We start from the raw sequence: 19,218 nt of genomic DNA, 5'->3' as shown, positions 1-19,218 counted from the left end.
GAATGGCGGGTCGGCCGGAGACGATCAAACCGTGCAGGCAGGCGCCGATCAGCGCCAGGGGGTGTCTTGTCGGTCAGGCCGGGCGCAGCTCGCCCTCGGGCGCCCGCCGCCGCCCGGCCACCTGCTTCGGCAGCCGGTACGGCAGCGCTCCGTACCAGGCGTATGACAGCCCGAAGCCGAAGGAGAGGCAGATGATGCCGCCGACCGCGTCCATCCAGAAGTGGTTCGCCGTCGCGACGATCACCAGCAGCGTCGCCGTCGGGTACAGCAGTCCCAGGATTCGCACCCACACCGGGCGGGCGAGCGTGGCGATGGTGAGGCCGCACCACAGCGACCAGCCGATGTGCATCGAGGGCATCGCCGCGTACTGGTTGGACATGCCGGCCAGGTTCCCCGAGGCCATCGAGCCCCAGGTGTGGTGCGCCACGACCGTGTCGATGAAGTGCCCGCCGTGCATGAGCCGGGGCGGGGCCAGCGGGAAGAGGTAGTAGCCGAGCAGGGCCACGCCGGTGGTCGCGAAGAGGGCCAGCCGGATGGCGGCGTAGCGGCCCGGATGCCAGTGGTAGAGCCACACCAGCACGCTCAGCGTCACGATGAAGTGGAGCGTGGCGTAGTAGTAGTTCATGCCGACGATCAGCCAGCTGATCGAGTCGCTCGCATGGTTGACGCCGCGTTCGAAGCCCATCCCGAGCCGGTGCTCCCAGTCCCAGATCCAGCCCGCGTTGCGCAGGGCCTTGGCGCGCTGCTCCGGGACGGCGTTGCGGATCAACGAGTACGTCCAGTAGGCGGCCGCGATCAGGACGATCTCGAACCAGAGCCGGGGCCGCCGCGGCGTCCGCAGCCGGTCCATCGCGGTCCGAGATGTCGCTTCACCCATAGGGCAACAGTCTGCCAGAGATGTCCGATACGGGGTGCGCTTATGTCCCGTTACGAGCGGTCGCCGTGCGCCGAGGCGGTGGACCCCCGGACCACCAGTTCGGGCAGGAAGACGAACTCGCTGGGCGGCGCCGGAGTGCCCCCGATCTCCTCCAGCAGCGCCCGCACCGCCGCCTGCCCCATCGACTGCACCGGCTTGCGGATGGTGGTCAGCGGCGGGTCGGTGAAGGCGATCAGCGGGGAGTCGTCGAACCCGACCACCGAGACGTCCTGCGGGACCCGCAGCTCCCGCCGCCGGACCGCGCGTATGGCACCCAGCGCCATCATGTCGCTCGCGCACACCACCGCCGTGCAGCCCCGGTCGATCAGCGCGCCCGCCGCCGCCTGACCGCCCTCCAGGGTGTACAGCGAGTGCTGGATCAGCTCCTCGGACTCCTCGGGCGGCACCCCCAGCCGGTCCCGCATCGCGTGCTGGAAGCCCTCGATCTTCCGCAGCACGGGAACGAACCGCTTGGGCCCGAGCGCGAGCCCGATCCGGGTGTGTCCGAGGGAGACCAGATGGGTGACCGCCAGCAGCATCGCCGCCCGGTCGTCGGGGGAGATGAACGGCGCCCGCACCTTCGACGAGAAGCCGTCCACCAGCACGAACGGCACGCCCTGCCCGCGCAGCTGGTCATAGCGCTGCATATCGGCCGAGGTGTCCGCGTGCAGCCCCGAGACGAAGATGATCCCGGCCACGCCCCGGTCCACCAGCATCTCGGTCAGCTCGTCCTCGGTCGAGCCGCCGGGGGTCTGGGTGGCCAGCACCGGGGTGTAGCCCTGCCGGGTCAGCGCCTGCCCGATCACCTGGGCGAGCGCGGGGAATATCGGGTTCTCCAGCTCGGGCGTGATCAGCCCCACCAGCCCCGCGCTGCGCTGCCGCAGCCGCACCGGCCGCTCGTAGCCGAGGACGTCCAGGGCGGCGAGGACGGACTCGCGGGTGGCCGCGGCCACCCCCGGCCTGCCGTTGAGGACGCGGCTGACGGTGGCTTCGCTGACCCCCGCCTGGGCTGCGATGTCAGCAAGCCGTGCGGTCATGTGCCGGGACCTTACCGGTCGCATGTCAGATTACCCACCAGGCGCAGGATTCGGCGGGAACGCGCACCGTACCGGCGTCGTACGCCAGCGGCGCGGAGGACAGCAGCGCGCGCCCCGGGACCGGCAGCCGGGCCTCCTCCCCGAGGGTGTTGAGCGTGCACACGAAGCCCGGACGCGACAGCGCGAGCACCCCCGCCGGGGCCGGGAGCCAGCTCATCGGCCCGTCGCCCAGGCCCGGCAGCTCCCGGCGCAGCGCGAGCGCGGCGCGGTACAGCTCCAGTGTGGACTCCGGGTCGCCGGTCTGCGCCTCCACGGAAGCGGCGCCCCAGCCGGCGGGCTGCGGCAGCCAGCTGCCGCCCGGCCCGAACCCGTACGACGGGCCCGAACGGGACCAGGGGAGCGGCACCCGGCAGCCGTCGCGCCGGCCCTCCTGACCGTCCTGGCCGTCCTGGCCCTCGGCGGAGGTGCGGAAGAACGCCGGGTCCTGGCGGGCCTCGTCCGGCAGGTCGGTCACCTCGGGAAGGCCCAGCTCCTCGCCCTGGTAGAGATAGGCCGAACCCGGCAGCGCCAGGGTGAGCAGGGCCGCGGCCCGGGCCCGCCGCAGCCCCTGCCCGGGGCCGCCGTCGGCGTACCGGGTGGTGTGCCGGACCACGTCGTGGTTGGAGAGCACCCAGGTGGTGGGGGCGCCGACCGAGGTGGTGGCCGCCAGCGACTCGTCGATCACCTCGCGCATCGCGGCCGCGTCCCACGGGCACTTGAGGAACTGGAAGTTGAACGCCTGGTGCAGCTCGTCCGGGCGTACGTACAGGGCGAGCCGCTCGGCGCTGGGCGCCCACGCCTCCGCGACGCCGATCCGTGCCCCCGGGTAGGAGTCCAGCAGCCGCCGCCAGCCGCGGTGGATCTCGTGCACCCCGTCCTGGTCGAAGAACGGCAGCACCTGCGAGCCGATCAGCTTGGCCTGTTCGGTGCGGCCGATGTCGGGCAGCCCCGGGGCCTTGACCATGCCGTGCGCGACGTCGATACGGAATCCGTCCACGCCCAGGTCCAGCCAGAAGCGCAGCACCGAGTCGAACTCCTCGCGGACCTCCGGACAGTCCCAGTTGAGGTCGGGCTGCTCGGGCGCGAACAGGTGCAGATACCACTCGCCCGGATTGCCGTCCGGGCCGGTGGTACGGGTCCAGGCGGGGCCGCCGAAGACGGACTCCCAGTCGTTCGGCGGCAGTTCACCGTCCGCGCCCCGGCCGGGACGGAAGTGGTACCGCTCGCGGGCCGCCCCCCGAGGCCGGTCCGCGAGCGCGCTGACGAACCACGGATGGCGGTCCGACGTGTGGTTCGGGACGACATCGACGATCACCCTCAGCCCCAGCTCATGGGCGGTGCGCACCAGGTCGTCGGCGTCCCCGAGCGTGCCGAAGAGCGGATCGACGGCACGGTAGTCCGCCACGTCGTAGCCGCCGTCGGCCTGCGGCGAGGCGTAGAACGGCGTCAGCCAGACGGCGTCCACTCCGAGCCGGGCGAGGTGCGGCAGCCGCTCGCGCGCGCCGCGCAGATCCCCGATGCCGTCGCCGTCGCTGTCGGCGAAGGACCGGACGTACACCTGGTAGATGACGGCGTCCCGCCACCAGTTGGTGTCCTCGGACGATCGCGCCGGCCCGGTCCGGAGGCCGGCCTGGGGGGAGGTCGTGAGCTCCTGGGTCATGCCGGTGAACGTAACAGCTCTGCAATGGCTTGCGGAAGAGCTTGCAGGAGTGGAGGGCACCCAAAAGGCGCACTACGGGGCCTTGTGGCGCCCTGTCAAGCGCCTGAGCGGCCACCGACGGGACACGCGGGCGTAACGATCCGATTCGCTTGCAGAAATCCTTCGCAAGTTCTTTCCGGAGGTCTTTCCGGGGACCCCTGGCGCTGTTACGTTCCTGCGCAATCCGGCGGCCGCCATGGCGCCGCCGGTCGGCTCGGGGAGGGGTTCAGATGCGACATGGCATTGCGGCCACCGCGCTCGTCGCGGTCATCGCGCTCACGGGGACCGCGTGCGGCGGTGGCGACGGGGACGGCGGCGGAAAGGGATCCGACGGCAAGATCTCCGGCACCGTGACCTACTGGGACACATCGAACGAGGCCGAGAAGGGCACGTACGAACAGCTCGCCCTCGGCTTCCGCAAGAAGTACCCGGACGTGAAGGTGAACTACGTCAACGTCCCGTTCGGCGAGGCGCTGGCGAAGTTCAAGAACGCCGCCGGCTCCGGCGGCTCGGGCGCGCCCGACGTGCTGCGCGCCGAGGTGGCCTGGACCCAGGACCTCGCCAACATCGGCTATCTCGCCAAGCTGGACGGCACCCCCGCCCTCGCCGACCAGTCCGACTATCTGCCCAAGGCGGCCGCCGGGACGAGGTTCAAGGGCGCGACCTACGGCGTACCGCAGGTCATCGACACCCTCGGCCTCTTCTACAACAAGAAGATGCTGAAGGAGGCCGGGGTGCAACCGCCCACCAGCTGGACCGAGCTGAAGGCCGCCGCCAAGAAGATCAAGCAGAAGACCGGCAAGACCGGGCTCTACCTGCGTGGCGACGACGCCTACTGGTATCTGCCCTTCCTCTACGGCGAGGGCGGCGATCTGCTCGACACCCGCGCCAAGAAGGTCACCGTCGACGACGAGCCCGGCGTCAAGGCGTTCGCCGCCGCCCGCGACCTGGTCGCCTCCGGCGCGGCGGAGACCGACGCCACCGACGGCTGGGACACCATGCAGCACGCCATCAAGAACGGCGACGTGGCGATGACCGTCAACGGGCCCTGGGCGATCGAGGACACCCTCGCCGGAAAGGCCTTCAAGGACCCGTCCAACCTCGGCGTGGTCCCGGTCCCGGCCGGCAGCGGCGGCCAGGGCGCCCCACAGGGCGGCCACAACCTCACCGTCTACGCGGGCTCCAAGAACCTCGACGCCTCGTACGCCTTCGCCCGCTACATGAGCTCGGCCGAGGTGCAGGCGAAGACCACCGAGAAGCTGAGCCTGCTGCCCACCCGCGCCTCCGTCTACCGGAACAAGACGGTCGCGGCCAACCCCAACGTGAAGTTCTTCAAGGCCGCCGTCGACAAGGCCGTCGAGCGCCCGTGGATCCCCGAGGGCAACAGCCTCTTCCAGGCGATCCTGGTCCAGTTGCCGAACGTGCTCGCCGGCAGGACGTCGCCGAGGAAGGCCGCGACATCGGTCGGGGACGCGTACCGCAAGCTCCTCAAGGGCGACTGGAAGTAGGGCCGGTGACGATGACCGTCGACACCGGCCGGATCCGCACCGCACTGGCCCGCCACTGGTACGCCTGGGCCATGGTCGCGCCCGTCGTGATCGTCCTTGGCCTGATCATCGGCTATCCGCTGGGCCGCGGCGTCTATCTGTCGCTGACCGACGCCGACGAGACCAATGTCGAGCGCACCATCGGGATCAACCACCTCCCCGCCACCTATCGCTTCATCGGCCTCGACAACCTCACCGCGGTCCTGAAGGACGAGGTCTTCCTCGACCGGCTCCTGTGGACCGTGACCTGGACCGTCTCCTGCGTCGCCGTCACCTTCGCGCTCGGCCTCGGCCTCGCCGTGCTGCTGAACCGCCGCTTCGCCGGGCGCGCCGTCTACCGCTCGCTGCTCATCCTGCCCTGGGCGGTGCCCGCCTTCGTGTCCGTCTTCGCCTGGCGGCTGCTCTACAACGAGCGCAACGGCATCCTCAACAAGCTGCTCGACGGCGGCGGCATCGACGCCGTGCCCTGGCTGAACGACCCCACCCTGGCCAAGGTCTCGGTGATCGCCGTCAACGTCTGGATCGGGGTGCCGTTCATGCTGGTCGCCCTGCTCGGCGGGCTCCAGTCCATCCCCGGCGAGCGGTACGAGGCCGCCGAGATGGACGGCGCGAGCCCTTGGCAGCGGTTCCGCCACATCACCCTGCCCGGGCTGCGGCCGGTCTCCTCCACCGTGGTCCTGCTCTCCACCATCTGGACCTTCAACATGTTCCCGGTGATCTACCTGCTCACCCGGGGCGGGCCCGGCGACACCACGGAGATCCTGGTGACGTACGCGTACCGGATCTCCTTCGTCAACAGTCCGCGCGACTACGCGGGCGCCTCCGCCTGGGGCGTCCTCATCCTGCTCATCCTCATGCTCTTCGCGGTGGTCTACCGCCGCGCGCTCCGCAAGCAGGGAGAGGTGTGACCGCCATGCGCGACCGGCGACGCGGCCCGCTCGCCTCGATCGGGCTGCACACGACCCTGATCCTCGCCTCGGCCGTCGCGGTCTTCCCACCGCTGTGGCTGCTGGCGACCTCGTTCAAGCCCAAGGGCGAGGCGTTCAGCACCGACGTGATCAAGGACCCCACGCTGGGGAACTACGGCCATGTGCTGGGCGACACGGAGTTCCCGACCTGGTTCGGCAACTCACTGCTTGTCGTCGGCTGCACGACCGTGCTGGGTGTGTTCATCGCGGCCACCACCGGCTACGCCGTCAGCCGCTTCCGCTTCCCCGGGATGCGCCCGCTGATGTGGCTGCTGCTGATCACCCAGATGTTCCCCGTGGCCATTCTCATCGTGCCGCTCTACACCATCATGTCGACGCTGGGCTGGCTCAACCAGCCGATCTCGCTCATCGTCACCTATCTGACGGTGGCCGTGCCGTTCTGCGCCTGGATGATGAAGGGCTACTTCGACACCATCCCGGCCGAGATCGACGAGTCGGGGCGGGTCGACGGGCTGAACCCCTTCGGCGCCTTCTGGCGGCTGGTCGTCCCGCTCGCCAAGCCGGGCATCGCGGTCACCGCCTTCTACACCTTCATCACCGCCTGGGCCGAAGTCGCCTACGCCTCCGCCTTCATGACGGGGGAGGACAACCTCACGCTCGCCGCGGGCCTCCAGACCTTCGTCAACCAGTACACCTCGGACTGGGGCTCCATGACCGCCGCCGCCGTCATGATCGCCGCCCCGGCGGCGCTGGTGTTCGCCTGGGTGCAGCGCCATCTGGTGGCGGGGCTCACGGCCGGAGCGACCAAGTCATGACGAGACTCCCCCCACGGTACGCAACTCCCCCCACGGAGGAACGATGACCGGCAGCCGCACCTCCCTCGCCACCGCGCTCGCCCTCGCGGCGGGCGCGACGGCGCTCGTCGCCGTACCCCCGCAGACCGCGCGGGCGGCACCGCCCGGCCCCAAGGACGTCACCGCCGAACTCTTCGAGTGGACGTACGCCTCCGTCGCCAAGGAGTGCGCCGGCACCCTGGGCCCGGCCGGATACGGCTACGTCGAGGTGTCCCCGGCCACCGAGCACATCCAGGGCGGCCAATGGTGGACGTCCTACCAGCCCGTCAGTTACAGGATCGCCGGGCGGCTCGGTGACCGCACCGCCTTCAAGAACATGATCGACACCTGTCATGCCGCGGGCGTCAAGGTCGTCGCCGACGCCGTCATCAACCACATGTCCGCCGGATCCGGCACCGGCACCGGCGGCTCCTCGTACACCAAGTACACCTACCCCGGGATCTACCAGCCCCAGGACATGGACGACTGCACCGCGCAGATCAGCGACTACCAGGACCGCTGGAACGTGCAGCACTGCGAGCTGGTGGGCCTCGCGGACCTGGACACCGGTGAGAGTTACGTCCGGACCCGGCTCGCGCAGTACCTCGACGACCTGCTCTCGCTCGGTGTGGACGGCTTCCGTATCGACGCCGCCAAGCACATCCCGGCCGAGGACCTGGCCGCGATCAAGAGCCGGCTGAGCGACCCCGGCGTGTACTGGAAACAGGAGGTCATTCACGGCGAGGGCGAGGCGGTCTCCCCGACGGAGTACCTGGGCACCGGCGATGTGCAGGAGTTCCGCTACGGCCGTGACCTCAAACGGGTGTTCCGGAACGAGAAGCTGGCGTACCTGAAGAACTTCGGCGAGGGCTGGGGATATACGGCCAGTGGCCAGTCCGGTGTCTTCGTCGACAACTGGGACACCGAGCGCAACGGCTCCACCCTCAGCTACAAGGACGGCGCCGACTACACCCTGGGAGTCGTCTTCATGCTGGCCTGGCCCTACGGCTCCCCGGACGTCCACTCCGGCTACGAGTTCAGCGACAACGACGCCGGTCCGCCGGGCGGGGGCACGGTGGGCGCCTGCTACCAGGACGGCTGGAAGTGCCAGCACAAGTGGCCCGAGATCATCAGCATGGTCGCCCTCCGCAACACGGCCCGGGGCACGCCGGTGACCGACTGGTGGGACAACGGCAACGACGCCATCGCCTTCGGACGCGGCGACAAGGCGTACGTGGCCATCAACCACGAAAGCGGCTCCCTCACCCGGACCTTCCGGACCTCGCTGCCGCCGGGCGGCTACTGCGACGTGCAGAGCGGCAGAACCGTCACGGTCGACTCCTCGGGCCGCTTCACCGCCACACTGGCCGCGAACACGGCGGTGGCACTGCACGTGGATGCGCGTGACTGTGAATCGGCCGAGGAGTCGTGAAAGTGCCCCTTCTTCGCGCCGTTGTCGCGCTCGCCGCCCTGGCGTTGGGCGCGGCGGCCCTGCCCCCCGTGTCGGGGACCGCCCGGGCCGCGGTGCCCGCCGCTGAGGCGCAGTGGATCGACCGGGCCACCGTCGTCTGGAAAGTCGAGCACACCGCCGCGACCGCCGAGGAGTTGCGCTACGCGGGCGGCGGCACCCTGCGGCTGGCCCCGGCCTCCCTGACCGACGACCAGAAGGCCGCGTACCCCCACCTGGCCGGTCGCCCGGCGTATCGCCTCGACCCGCGCGACCGCGACAAGGCCGCCACCGCGCTGCGCGGGCCCCTCGCCGCCGTGCAGCGCGCGGCCGACGGCCACGTACTGCACCGCACCGGGGTGCAGATCCCCGGTGTCCTGGACGACCTCTACGCCGCCCGGGCCCGCCGGGCCCGACTCGGCCCGGTCTTCCACAAGGGCCGCCCCACCCTCTCCGTCTGGGCGCCGACTGCCCAAAACGTCTCGCTCGACCTGGACGGGCACACCGTCGCCTTGCGGCGGGACGCCCGTAGCGGGGTGTGGAGCGTGACCGGCACCTCCGGCTGGCGGGACAAGCCCTATCGCTACCGGGTCCGGGTCTGGGCGCCGAGCGTCGGGAGAACCGTCACCAACGAAGTCACCGACCCCTACGCGACCGCCCTGACCGCCGACTCCGCCCGCAGCCTGGTCACCGACCTGGCCGATCCCCGGCTCGCCCCCGCCGGCTGGGACTCGCTGAAGAAGCCCAGGGCCGTCCCGTTGCGCGACGCCCGCGTCCAGGAGCTGCACATCCGCGACTTCTCCATCGCGGACCGCACCAGCGCCCACCCCGGCCAGTACCTCGCCTTCACCGACCAGGGCTCGGACGGGATGCGGCACCTGCGGCGGCTGGCGCGCTCCGGCACCTCGTACGTCCACCTCCTGCCCGCCTTCGACTTCGGCACCGTCCCGGAGCGGCGGTCCGACCAGGCCCGGCCCGGCTGCGAGCTGGCTGCCCTGCCCGCCGATTCCGACCAGCAGCAGAAGTGCGTGGCCGCGACTGCCGCCAGGGACGGCTACAACTGGGGCTACGACCCGCTGCACCACACCGTGCCGGAGGGGAGCTACGCGAGCGACCCGGACGGCCCGGCCCGCACCCGCGAGTTCCGGCGGATGGTGCAGGGGCTGGCCCACGCCGGGCTGCGCACCGTCATGGACGTGGTCTACAACCACACCGTGGCCGCAGGACAGGACGACAAGTCGGTCCTCGACCGGATCGTGCCTGGCTACTACCAGCGGCTGCTGGACGACGGCAGCGTGGCCACCTCCACCTGCTGTCCCGGCACCGCGCCCGAGCACGCGATGATGGGCAAGCTCGTGGTGGACTCCCTCGTCACCTGGGCCAGGCAGTACAAGGTCGATGGTTTCCGCTTCGACCTCATGGGCCACCACCCCAAGGCCAACATCCTGGCCGTACGCAGGGCCCTCGACGCGCTGACCCCCGCCAAGGACGGGGTGGACGGTAAGTCGATCATCCTCTACGGCGAGGGCTGGAACTTCGGCGAAGTGGCCGACGACGCCCGCTTCGTCCAGGCCACCCAGCGCCATATGGCCGGCACCGGCATCGCCACCTTCAGCGACCGGGCGCGGGACGCGGTGCGCGGCGGCGGGCCGTTCGACGAGGACCCCCGCGTCCAGGGCTTCGCCTCGGGCCTCTTCACCGACCCCAACGGCTCACCCGCTCATGGCACCCCTGACGAGCAGCGGGCCCGGCTGCTGCACGCACAGGACCTGATCAAGGTCGGGCTCTCCGGCAACCTCGCCGACTACACCTTCACCGACACCGGCGGACGCCGGGTCAAGGGCTCCGAGGTCGACTACAACGGCTCCCCGGCCGGTTACGCCGCCGCCCCCGGCGACGCGCTCGCCTACGTCGACGCCCACGACAACGAGACCCTCTACGACGCGCTCGCCTACAAGTTGCCCGCCACCACCCCGGCCGCCGACCGGGCCCGGGCGCAGGTCCTGGCCCTCGCCACCGCCACCCTCTCCCAGGGCCCGGCACTCAGCCAGGCCGGCACCGATCTGCTGCGCTCCAAGTCGCTGGACCGCAACTCCTACGACAGCGGCGACTGGTTCAACGCCCTTCACTGGGATTGCGGGTCCGGCAACGGCTTCGGACGGGGACTCCCCCCGGCGGCCGACAACGAGCCCAAGTGGCCATATTCCAAGCCCCTGTTGACCAACCCCGCAGTACGCCCCGGCTGCCCCGAGATCACGGGCGTCTCGGGGGCCTACCGGGATCTGCTGCGGATCCGCACGACCGAGAAGGCGTTCAGCCGGGCCACGGCGGAAGGGGTGCAGGACGCGCTGTCCTTCCCGCTGTCCGGGACCGGGGAGACACCCGGTGTCATCACCATGCGGCTCGATCGGCTCCTCGTGGTCTTCAACGCCACCCCGGACCGGCGGTCCCAGCGCGTCCCGGCCCTTGCGGGCACGCCGTACGCTCTCCACCCGGTGCAGGCCCACGGCTCCGACGCCATGGTGAAGACCTCCTCGTACGACCGGCCGTCGGGCACCTTCACGGTCCCAGCCCGCACGGTCGCGGTCTTCGCCGGGGGATAGCGGGGGAGAAGGGGCGCCCGGGGCCGCCCCTTCGGCTACCGGCGCCCTTCGGCTACCGGGCGCTCGGCCTGGTCGTGCCGGCGCGGCCACGCAGCGCCTGTGCGATATGCGGTACGGCGGACAGGACGAGGGACGCCGCGAGTGCGCCCTGGATGCCGTAGGCCGCCCATAGGCCCGGCCGGGCAAGGGAGGAGGAATCGACGGCGTAGACCAGCCCGACGGCAGTCGTGGCCGACACGGCCATGGGGAGCAACACCCGGTGCCGACGGGCGAGTACGGCCGCCACAGCGCCCGCCGCCGCGGTGGCACCGGCCACCACCAGACCCACAGGCTGCGGGAGCAGGCCGAACATGACGTCGAAGTAGCAGACGATCGCGTACGACGTGGCGAAGAACGTCAGGCAGCCGACCCCGGCCGCCGTGAGCCTGCGCCGCAGGGGGTGGGGCCCCGGTAAGGGACCGGGAGCCACCGCGGTGACCGGCCCCGGTGCCCGACGGCCGAGGTACCGGCCCAGAGCCGGCACTCCGAGCAGGAGCGCCGAGGCACCCAGCACCCACCCGGTGTGGATGAAGTACTGAGTCGACAAGACGGCTTCGGACCAGAAGAGCACGCGCAGGGGCCCGGGAAGCCCGCTCATCACCTGGCCTGAATGCAAGGAGAAGGTGAGCTGCCCGTGCAGCTCGTACACCGGTGGCAGGGCGAGCAGCACCACGGCCCCGACCGCGGCACAGGGAACGAGGGCGGTCAGCCAGGGCCGCCGGGCCGTGGCCACGGCCTCCGCCCACGCTTGAGCCAGGTATTCGCTCCACATGACGAGCAGCCAGGCGAGACCGGCTTGGAGCAGTCCGTAGCCCACTTCGACACCCAAGGAACTCGGCATCATCGTCTGTTGGGCAGTCAGGTTCGGGGCCACGGCGATCCCGGTGAGCAAGCCCAGCGGCAGACCGAAGCGCAGCCGCAGCAGCGGCGGCGGCGCGGGTCTCCCGAGGCAGGCGCAGTGGTAGATCGTGGCGCGCAGGGTCGCCAGCGCGAGGATGGTCATCAGCAGGATCGTGAACGGTTCGGGCCGCCACCAGTCCCACACCTCGCCGACGCTGAAGTGGGCCGTGGGCGAGGCGCTGGGGTCCCAGACCAGCGTCAGGCACGCGCCGAGCACCAGCGCGAAGCCGAACCCGGGGGACATCAACGGAGCGGGTGCGTCGAGTGCCGCCGCCCGCGACGCGGCGGTGGGGTGCAGGCCGGTCACCCGCCTCAGCCAGGTCCCTGTGCGTCGCCGGACCGCCGGGCGGGGCACCCCGGCGCGGTGGGCCGCCCGCGCCCCGGCTTCGGCGTGGGCGACCGTGAGGAGGCGGCGCAGCGGCTCGGAGCGCCCTTGCCATCGAACGACCCGCGCGTCGGCCTGGTACTCCCGGATCCGCAGCACCTGACCGCGGGCGACCACGAGCAGAGCCGCCAGTCCGGCCAGCTGCGCGGCACTCGCCCCGTAGAGCAGCGGACGGTAGTCAAGAGCGAGGGCGAGCAGCCTGCCGAGGGCGACGGGAAGGAAGACCAGAACGGCGTAGGCACGCAGAAAACCGAGTGTGATCAGCGTGAGGTCCACATCGCGGTTGCGCAGATGCGCCAGTTCATGCAGGACCAGCGCCTCGAACGCGTCGGGGTCGCGCTCGCGCAGCGTGATCACACCCCTGCCGAGGAGGACATGGCGTCTGCGCGCGCGGCCGAACGCCACTCCGCTCGCGGCCGGGTCCAGCAGGTCGAGCAGGAAGCGCACATGTGTTCCGGGGACCGTGCGGTCCGCCAGCCGGAGCAGTTCGCCATGGAGTTCCGGCAGCAGATCCGGGCCGATGGACCGCACACCGCCCCGGCGGGCGCGACGGCCGGAACGGAACCAGTAGTGGAGAGCGGTCGCCGTACACAGGAGCCCGCACCCGATGAGATAAGAAGCGGTCCAGTGGTCGGAGGTGCCGCAAGCCGCGAACCCCGGCACCCGGCCGCCCGCCACCCACTGGCGCGCGGCGGCGTCGATTCCCCCGGCCCGCGCCACGGCCGCTCCCTGACAGTCGTGCAGCGAACCGGTGCCGGCGTTCCCCGCGATGAGGTTGTAGTAGTCCGGGTGCAGGGTCACCGTGAAGGCCAGCACGGCGACGATCAGCAATACGAAGGCGGTCAGGGTCGCGGACGGCAGCAGGAACGGCAGTGAGCGCCGCTCCAGGGCTGCCATACCCGTCGGGACCGGCCCCGGCCGCCCGTGCGCACGCGCACGGCGTCCCGTGTCCACGGCGGGTCAGTCCGACGCGCCGGACTGCTCGCGCAGATACCCGACGACAGCCTCCGCCAGCAGATCGGCGCGGTCGGGGGGCAGACCGAGCAGAACGGCCCTGCGCTGCGCGATGCCCTCAACCTCGGCGAGGAGGCGGGGCGGCAGGGCTGCCGTGGGCTCCGTGCCGTCGGGCCCCGGTTCAGTCGTGGCGTTACCGCGCCGCCGCCCGCGGAGCCATCCCCGCAGGCCGGTCACCGTCTGCCGACCCGCGTTCTCGGCGAGGCGTTTGACGACCTCCTGGGTGACGCCGTAGGCCACGGCGGTGAGCAGGACCGAGGAGGTTTCCATGACGCCGAACCCGAGAGGGTCCTCCCGGCGTGCCTTCGCTCGCCGTTCCCGGCGCAGAGCCGCCGCGGTCTCCTCGAACAGCGGCAGCTCGCCGGGTGCCATGTGCTCGACCAGGTGCCGGGCCATCGCCAGAGCCGCCTTGTCGTCCTCTTCCGCGCTTCCGGCCCCGGCATTTTCGTGGCTCATCGCGCCTCCCCCGTAAGCGGATACCGCCAACCCGCGCGCACGCGGCGGGACTCCCAATTTAGCAACGGGGACCAGATGCCGTCGGTAATAAATCGGTGATCAACGGGAGGCGAAGGACGGTGTCAGCCCGTACAACCAATCAAGGTCGCTCAGCGCAGGGGGCCCAGGTGGGTGCCGTTCGTCAGGCGGGCCTTGAGGGTGGCGTGGGCGCCGGGCTTGGCGGGGACGGTCAGGGCGCGGCCGTGGGACCGGCCGTGGACGCCGCCGCTCGCCGCGATCGCGGTCACCTGGCGGCTGCCCGCGGCCAGCAGGAACCAGTGGCCGGACCGTGCCTTCCACAGCACGCCCGCCAGGACGCGCGGTTCACGCGGCCCGCAGGCGGGGGAGCCGTCCGCCGCGGAGGCGATCGCACCCGCCGAGCCCCGGCGGGTGTTCCACGGCTGGAACTGGGCCAGCACCCGGCTGCCCGCGCCCCGCCAGGTCTCGGCCCGGGTGCACAGCCAGGCCGCCCGGCCGCCCGCCTCGGGCAGCCGCTGGGTCCCGAACTGCCAGACGTTCACGGACCGCACCCCGCGCCCCGTCATCAGCGGCAGCCGGCAGGCCGTCCGCGCCCAGCCGAGCCGGGCCGCCCGGCCCGCCACGTCGCGCGCCGCGGCTCCGGGGGTGCCGTACGTCAGCCGGGCCGGGGCCAGTTCGCCCAGGTCGGCCACCAGCCGCGAGCCGAGCTGCAGCGCGGGCCAGCCCCGGCACGGGCGCAGCCGGGGCACGGTGCGCACCGGGTCGGTCACCCCGTCGGTGGTCAGGCGCACCGGGCGCGGCCGCCCGGCGGGGTGCAGCAGATCCCGTACGGAGGCGTGGCGCACCCAGGGGGCGGTCAGATAGCGGACGTTGCCGTCCGCGCGGCCCAGCACGAGCGCGGTCGACGCGGCCGCGTCCGCCGCGTCGAGGCGGGCGAGGTCCAGCGCCACCGTGCCGCCCTCGCCGCCGTTCCCCTCCGCGTACCGGGCGACCCGCAGCCCGTCGTACAGCAGCACCACCGCCGCCTGGTCCACCACGCCCGCGTACAGCAGCTGCGGCGGCCCGGACGGCGGCCCCGACTGCGTACCCGCCGTCGACGACACCCGCACAGAGCGCCCCGGCCGCGCCCAGACCGCCAGCGCGCGGCGCAGCAGCGCGGTGTCGCCGAGCCGGTCGCCGCGGGCGGGCCAGGACGAGAAGTCCGCGCGGGTCGCGGTGCGCCACGCGAAGGGCTCGGCGCGCGTCAACCGGTCCGGGTCCAAGGCCCGTTCGGAGGACGGGTTACGGGCGTAACTCGGTGCCGCCGCGCCGCCGCGCCCCCAGCCCTCGCCCGGCATCCCCAGCAACGACCCGCACACCACCAGCGCCACGACGGCCACCAGCAGGGCGCGCAGATGCTGGCGGCGGCGCATCAGATCGGTGGGGCGCGCCTGGAGCGAACACGGGTCGAACTCGGCCGATTCCAGCAGCGAACCGTCGTCCCGGCTGCCCGCCGGCTCCGGCACCTCGTCCGCCTCGTCGAGCGCGTCCCGCGCGTCCTCGACGCCCGCGGCGTGGAGCAGCGCCCGCACCTCGCGGTCGTCAAGTCGCTCCAGCTCGCGCAGCACGTACGCGGCGCGGCCGGGGCCCGACAGCTCGGACAGCGCCTTGTCCAGGGCGAGTTCATCGGCCCCGCCGGACCGGGGGAACAGCCGCAGCCCCCACACCACGGGCAGCGGCGCCGACAGCGTCCACGGGCGCCGCGGCCGCGCGGCTCGCAGCGCGGAGCGCAGCACGCGCAGCCGCACATAGGCGTACCCCGCGTCGCCCGCCGACCCCTTGGTGCCGCGCTGCCACGGCAGGTCGACCTCCTGGGCGTCGGGCCTGCCCTGGTTGCGCGGCAGGGCCCGCTGCGCCAGCGCGTGCGCGGCCAGCACCCGCCGGGTGCGGCCCATTCCGGGCGGCAGGATGAGATACGCGAGCCGCACCAGCCGCGGATAGTGCTCGACGATGGCGGCCTCGGCCTGCTCGACGTCGATCGGGCCCGCGGTGTCGGCATCGGTGTCATCGTCGGGGATGGCTGTCGCCTGCTGCTGCTCCACGTGGCGTAAACGAGCGGCCATACGAGTAGGTCACAAAGCGGGCGGCTCCGCCACCGGAAGCGGCGGCGGAGCCCTGAGGGTGAGCGTTACGTCAGCTCACGCGCCAGCCGCTGAACTCGACCGTGCCGCGCGCCCCGCTGCCGCCGTGGGCCGCGCTCATGAACAGCCCGGCGTCCTGCGCGGCCGTGGCGCCCGGCACGGTCACCGTGGCCACCTTGCGCCAGTTCGCGCCGTCGTCGGTCGACAGCTCGCCGGTGTACGAGGTGGCGGAGGCGCGCGTCAGCCGCAGCAGCACCGGCGCCTTCACGCCCGTGACCCGCTGGTAGGTGTCCAGCGTGCCGTCACCGTTCGCGTCGTAGGACAGGACGACCCCGTTGGCGGGCGTGACCGACAGGTTCAGGAACCCCGGCGAGCCCGCCGTCGCCAGCGCGTTGCGGACGATGATCCCGGCGCGGGCCCACGGCCCGGTGACGGCCTGCGCGTCCACCTTCACCGTCACCGCCGCCCCCGTCCGCAGCACGCCCTCCCGGTACGCCGCGCCGAACTCCGCGGTGGCCTTCCACAGGTCCTGGCCCGCCCCGTCGATCGCGAACCGCTCGCCCAACTGCCCGAAGACCGCACCGTTGTTGGTGACCGTCTTCCAGCCGTCGGCCAGCGGACCCGCCACCCACAGGGAGCCGGTGCGCACCGCCCGCACCCGGTCCTCGCCACGCGGCCCGTACTGCACGGCCAGCTCGTAGGGATACGGCTTCAGCGGATCGGCCGGCGGGTCGTCGGGCGCGGTGGCCCGCCAGTGGACCTCGCCGCTGCCCGCCGCGGGCACCGACGGCAGCGAGGTGGGGCCCTGCGGCGCCGGGTCGAGGGTGGTCACGGTCAGGTCGAAGTCGACGCGGCCGGTGGCCCGCAGCCCGTTGACGTTGCGCAGGGTCGCGGTGATGACCGCGGCGCCGCCCGGTGGCAGCGTCCCCGGTTCTGTGCCGACGGTCAGCGTTCCCTGGTACGGGGCCTTGGCCAGCACGTCGTGCACCCGGCGCGCCGTACGCCACGGGTCCGCCACCGGCCGTACCGGATAGCTCTTGCGCTCCCGCGTCCACGGCTCCTCGACCGTGTACCAGTCGAAGGCGCGCGGCGCGCGGTCTTGAGCGAGCGCGTCCTCCAGCTCGTCCAGGTAGGTCTGCCACTGGGGCACGTGGAAGTCGCCGATGAGGCCGTGCCAGTCGCGGTTGGCGTAGTTGGCGAGCTTGCCGCCGTCCGCGGCGCCCCGGTCCGCCCAGGTGGTGAGGAGGGCGCGCGCCGCGTACTCCAGCTGTACGGCCTCCTCCTCGCCCGAGGCCATCCGCTTGGCGTCCTCCAGCCAGGGGCCGAGGAGAAGACGCCGGTGGGTGCCGGTGATGTCGTCGCTCAGCCGCATCAGCTTGAGCCACAGCCGGGACAGCGCCCGGAAGGTCTCCAGGTCCTTGCGGGCCCACGCGTCCGAGAGCTGCGGGGCGAGCTGCCAGGAGCGGTTGGCGAGCGCCTGCCGCGCCGTGTCGGCGAGGTCGTAGCGGTACGCGTCGCTGTCGCGCAGCCCCGCCCGCACCCCCAGCAGCGCCGCCAGGGCCGCGTCGAAGCGGGCGATGTCGAAGGCGGGCACATGGGTGGCGTAGTAGGTGCCGGAGCGCGCGGCGACCGAGGGCCGGGAGGCGAAGACGGAGTCGTGGGGGCGGCCGTCCTTGCTGCTGATCTGGTACGCGGTGTCGCGCAGCGCCGCGAACGCCTCCCGCGCCTTCCCGTCCGGCGCGCCGTAGCGGACATCGGCGTAGGTACGGAACCACTCGTCCCGGTCCACCGCCTGATCCCGCCACGCCAACTCGCTGAACAGCTCGAACGCCGCCGGATCGCGTTCGACCGCCTCCGGCATGTACGCCGTGCCTGCCAGCTTGCTGCCCGGCTTGTCCCGCCAGACGGTGAACCGCTGCGCCCAGATGTGGGTCTTGGCGCCGACCGTCGTACGGCCGCCGAAGTTGGGGATGGTGCCGAACGCGTACGGCACCGAACCCCAGTCCTTCTCCCGGTCGGTGATCGTGTCCAGGTCCGACAGACCGTCCACGACCAGCATGTGGTCGTGGTTCACGGCGTCCAGGAGGTCGCGCCGGGGGTTGGCCTGCCAGCCCAGGATCACCCAGATGGCACCGGGGCGGGCGGTCTGGAGGGCCTTTTCGACGGCGCGCGCGGCGTCCGGCACCGAGACGTCACCGGCGTTGCCGCCCTCGTGCAGGAGGTCCATCTTGAACAGGTCGCACGCGCCGAACAGGTCGTGCTGGTGGCGGTAGAAGGCCGCGGCCACCTCGTGGAACGCGTCGGTGCGCGGGTCGAGCCAGTCGGGCCGCCGGAGCCCGTTCCAGTCGCCCTGCGGCACGGTGCGCGCCCCCGGGTTGCGGTCGGCGAAGCCGTCGGGGACGGTGCCGAAGTAGCCGGGGAAGACGGGCCGCATGCCCAGCTCCCGCAGCCGGTCGGCGATGCGCCGCCCCAAGTCGGTCCGCTTCTCCAGGAGCGCCGTGGACACCGGGCCGCCGAACTCGCTCATGTTCTGCATCAGGAACCACGGCTGGTGGGCCGGGGTGGGCAGCCAGGCGCGCAGCTCCGCGTCCGTATAGCCGAAGTCCTGGAGCAGCCGGTGGTAGACGGCCTCCTGGCCCGCGGTGACCAGCAGCTCGTTGCAGCCGTGCAGGGCCGCGACGTCGATCAGGTGTTCCCAGCGGTCCCAGTCGGCGAACGGGGCGGTGTAGCCGTCGTGGGTGTCGTTGAACGCGAAGCGGTGCGGCAGCGCGGTCGACCGCTCGACGGTGGCGTCCGGCGCGGGCAGCCGCTTCGGCAGCTCCAGCTGATCGCCCGCCCAGGTGATCTGGGCGTGGCAGGTGTACTTGAGGTACCAGTGGACGCCGGTGAGCAGCACCGCGGGGCTCGTCCCCGCCACGGTGATCCGCCCCGCCGACCCCGTGACCTCGAACCGCTCCTTCGTCCCCTTCGGCAGCGCCTCCAGCCGGAACTGCCCGGCGTGCTCGGGCAGCAGCCGTCGCAGCGCGGCGTGCGCGGGCGCGGTGGAGAAGGCGGTCACGGCGGTGTCCTGTGCGGCGTTCTGTGGTGGCTGTGGCGTATCGGCCAGCGCGGGGGAGTGGGCCCCTAACGCGGCACCGGCCCCGAGTGCTCCGGCGGTTCCGATCAGCGTGCGTCTGCTCAGGTCGCTCATGCGCCCCCCAACGGACAAAGCCAACGGTTGTAGTGCGCAGGGCACT

12 protein-coding genes are annotated in these 19,218 nt (G+C 72.1%); 5 read left to right on the top strand and 7 right to left on the bottom strand.

Annotated features, from left to right (window positions below; translation table 11 throughout):
• Positions 1-73: 73 nt before the first annotated feature.
• From ACH4SI_RS30250 to ACH4SI_RS30240, 3 genes are read right to left on the bottom strand one after another with little or no spacing between them, the layout of a single operon-like run.
• The gene (locus tag ACH4SI_RS30250) at positions 74-877 is read right to left on the bottom strand and encodes a phosphatase PAP2 family protein (protein ID WP_398301182.1); all 804 of its coding nucleotides are present in this window, start codon (positions 875-877) and stop codon (positions 74-76) included.
• 50 nt (positions 878-927) lie between these two features.
• Positions 928-1,953 carry a LacI family DNA-binding transcriptional regulator gene (locus ACH4SI_RS30245; RefSeq protein WP_398301180.1) on the bottom strand — a complete coding sequence of 342 codons (1,026 nt, stop codon included), beginning with the start codon at positions 1,951-1,953 and terminating at the stop codon, positions 928-930.
• A gap of 25 nt (positions 1,954-1,978) precedes the next feature.
• Positions 1,979-3,652: a glycoside hydrolase family 13 protein gene (locus tag ACH4SI_RS30240; protein ID WP_398301177.1), complete on the bottom strand. Its 1,674-nt coding sequence runs from the start codon at positions 3,650-3,652 to the stop codon at positions 1,979-1,981.
• A 269-nt stretch (positions 3,653-3,921) separates the two neighbouring features.
• On the opposite strand from ACH4SI_RS30240, the gene ACH4SI_RS30235 reads away from it, so the two are divergent.
• The 5 genes from ACH4SI_RS30235 to pulA are packed head-to-tail and all read left to right on the top strand — an operon-like array spanning position 3,922 to position 11,050.
• Positions 3,922-5,199, top strand: coding sequence for an extracellular solute-binding protein (locus ACH4SI_RS30235; protein ID WP_398301175.1), 1,278 nt, complete (start codon positions 3,922-3,924; stop codon positions 5,197-5,199).
• 11 nt (positions 5,200-5,210) lie between these two features.
• Positions 5,211-6,146, top strand: a complete 936-nt coding sequence (locus tag ACH4SI_RS30230) for a carbohydrate ABC transporter permease (protein ID WP_398301414.1) — start codon at positions 5,211-5,213, stop codon at positions 6,144-6,146.
• 5 nt (positions 6,147-6,151) lie between these two features.
• Positions 6,152-6,982 (top strand): sugar ABC transporter permease, encoded by an 831-nt coding sequence (locus ACH4SI_RS30225; protein ID WP_398301173.1) that lies wholly within the window; start codon positions 6,152-6,154, stop codon positions 6,980-6,982.
• A gap of 43 nt (positions 6,983-7,025) precedes the next feature.
• Positions 7,026-8,432 (top strand): alpha-amylase family protein, encoded by a 1,407-nt coding sequence (locus ACH4SI_RS30220; protein WP_398301171.1) that lies wholly within the window; start codon positions 7,026-7,028, stop codon positions 8,430-8,432.
• A gap of 2 nt (positions 8,433-8,434) precedes the next feature.
• On the top strand, positions 8,435-11,050 hold the full coding sequence (gene pulA / locus ACH4SI_RS30215; RefSeq protein WP_398301169.1) for a pullulanase-type alpha-1,6-glucosidase: 2,616 nt from the start codon (positions 8,435-8,437) through the stop codon (positions 11,048-11,050).
• A gap of 52 nt (positions 11,051-11,102) precedes the next feature.
• Here pulA and ACH4SI_RS30210 read toward each other — a convergent pair whose 3' ends face one another.
• From ACH4SI_RS30210 to ACH4SI_RS30195, 4 genes are all read right to left on the bottom strand, one after another.
• Positions 11,103-13,271 (bottom strand): M48 family metalloprotease, encoded by a 2,169-nt coding sequence (locus tag ACH4SI_RS30210; protein WP_398301167.1) that lies wholly within the window; start codon positions 13,269-13,271, stop codon positions 11,103-11,105.
• A gap of 63 nt (positions 13,272-13,334) precedes the next feature.
• On the bottom strand, positions 13,335-13,844 hold the full coding sequence (locus ACH4SI_RS30205) for a hypothetical protein (protein WP_398301165.1): 510 nt from the start codon (positions 13,842-13,844) through the stop codon (positions 13,335-13,337).
• 149 nt (positions 13,845-13,993) lie between these two features.
• Positions 13,994-15,964, bottom strand: coding sequence for a hypothetical protein (locus ACH4SI_RS30200; protein ID WP_398301163.1), 1,971 nt, complete (start codon positions 15,962-15,964; stop codon positions 13,994-13,996).
• Between the two features lie 70 nt (positions 15,965-16,034).
• Positions 16,035-19,172, bottom strand: a complete 3,138-nt coding sequence (locus ACH4SI_RS30195; RefSeq protein WP_398301161.1) for an alpha-N-acetylglucosaminidase TIM-barrel domain-containing protein — start codon at positions 19,170-19,172, stop codon at positions 16,035-16,037.
• Positions 19,173-19,218 lie beyond the last annotated feature (46 nt).

This window comes from Streptomyces sp. NPDC021212, assembly GCF_044332925.1.
Classification (GTDB): domain Bacteria; phylum Actinomycetota; class Actinomycetes; order Streptomycetales; family Streptomycetaceae; genus Streptomyces.
The sequence above is the reverse complement of the archived record's forward strand: the minus strand, read 5'-3'. Positions and strand labels throughout refer to the sequence as shown.

Coding starts and splice junctions, on each gene's coding strand:
- ACH4SI_RS30250 (WP_398301182.1), bottom strand. CDS start 877: ATGGGTGAAGCGACATCTCGGACCGCGATGGACCGGCTGCGGACGCCG.
- ACH4SI_RS30245 (WP_398301180.1), bottom strand. CDS start 1,953: ATGACCGCACGGCTTGCTGACATCGCAGCCCAGGCGGGGGTCAGCGAA.
- ACH4SI_RS30240 (WP_398301177.1), bottom strand. CDS start 3,652: ATGACCCAGGAGCTCACGACCTCCCCCCAGGCCGGCCTCCGGACCGGG.
- ACH4SI_RS30235 (WP_398301175.1), top strand. CDS start 3,922: ATGCGACATGGCATTGCGGCCACCGCGCTCGTCGCGGTCATCGCGCTC.
- ACH4SI_RS30230 (WP_398301414.1), top strand. CDS start 5,211: ATGACCGTCGACACCGGCCGGATCCGCACCGCACTGGCCCGCCACTGG.
- ACH4SI_RS30225 (WP_398301173.1), top strand. CDS start 6,152: ATGCGCGACCGGCGACGCGGCCCGCTCGCCTCGATCGGGCTGCACACG.
- ACH4SI_RS30220 (WP_398301171.1), top strand. CDS start 7,026: ATGACCGGCAGCCGCACCTCCCTCGCCACCGCGCTCGCCCTCGCGGCG.
- ACH4SI_RS30210 (WP_398301167.1), bottom strand. CDS start 13,271: ATGGCAGCCCTGGAGCGGCGCTCACTGCCGTTCCTGCTGCCGTCCGCG.
- ACH4SI_RS30205 (WP_398301165.1), bottom strand. CDS start 13,844: ATGAGCCACGAAAATGCCGGGGCCGGAAGCGCGGAAGAGGACGACAAG.
- ACH4SI_RS30200 (WP_398301163.1), bottom strand. CDS start 15,964: ATGGCCGCTCGTTTACGCCACGTGGAGCAGCAGCAGGCGACAGCCATC.
- ACH4SI_RS30195 (WP_398301161.1), bottom strand. CDS start 19,172: ATGAGCGACCTGAGCAGACGCACGCTGATCGGAACCGCCGGAGCACTC.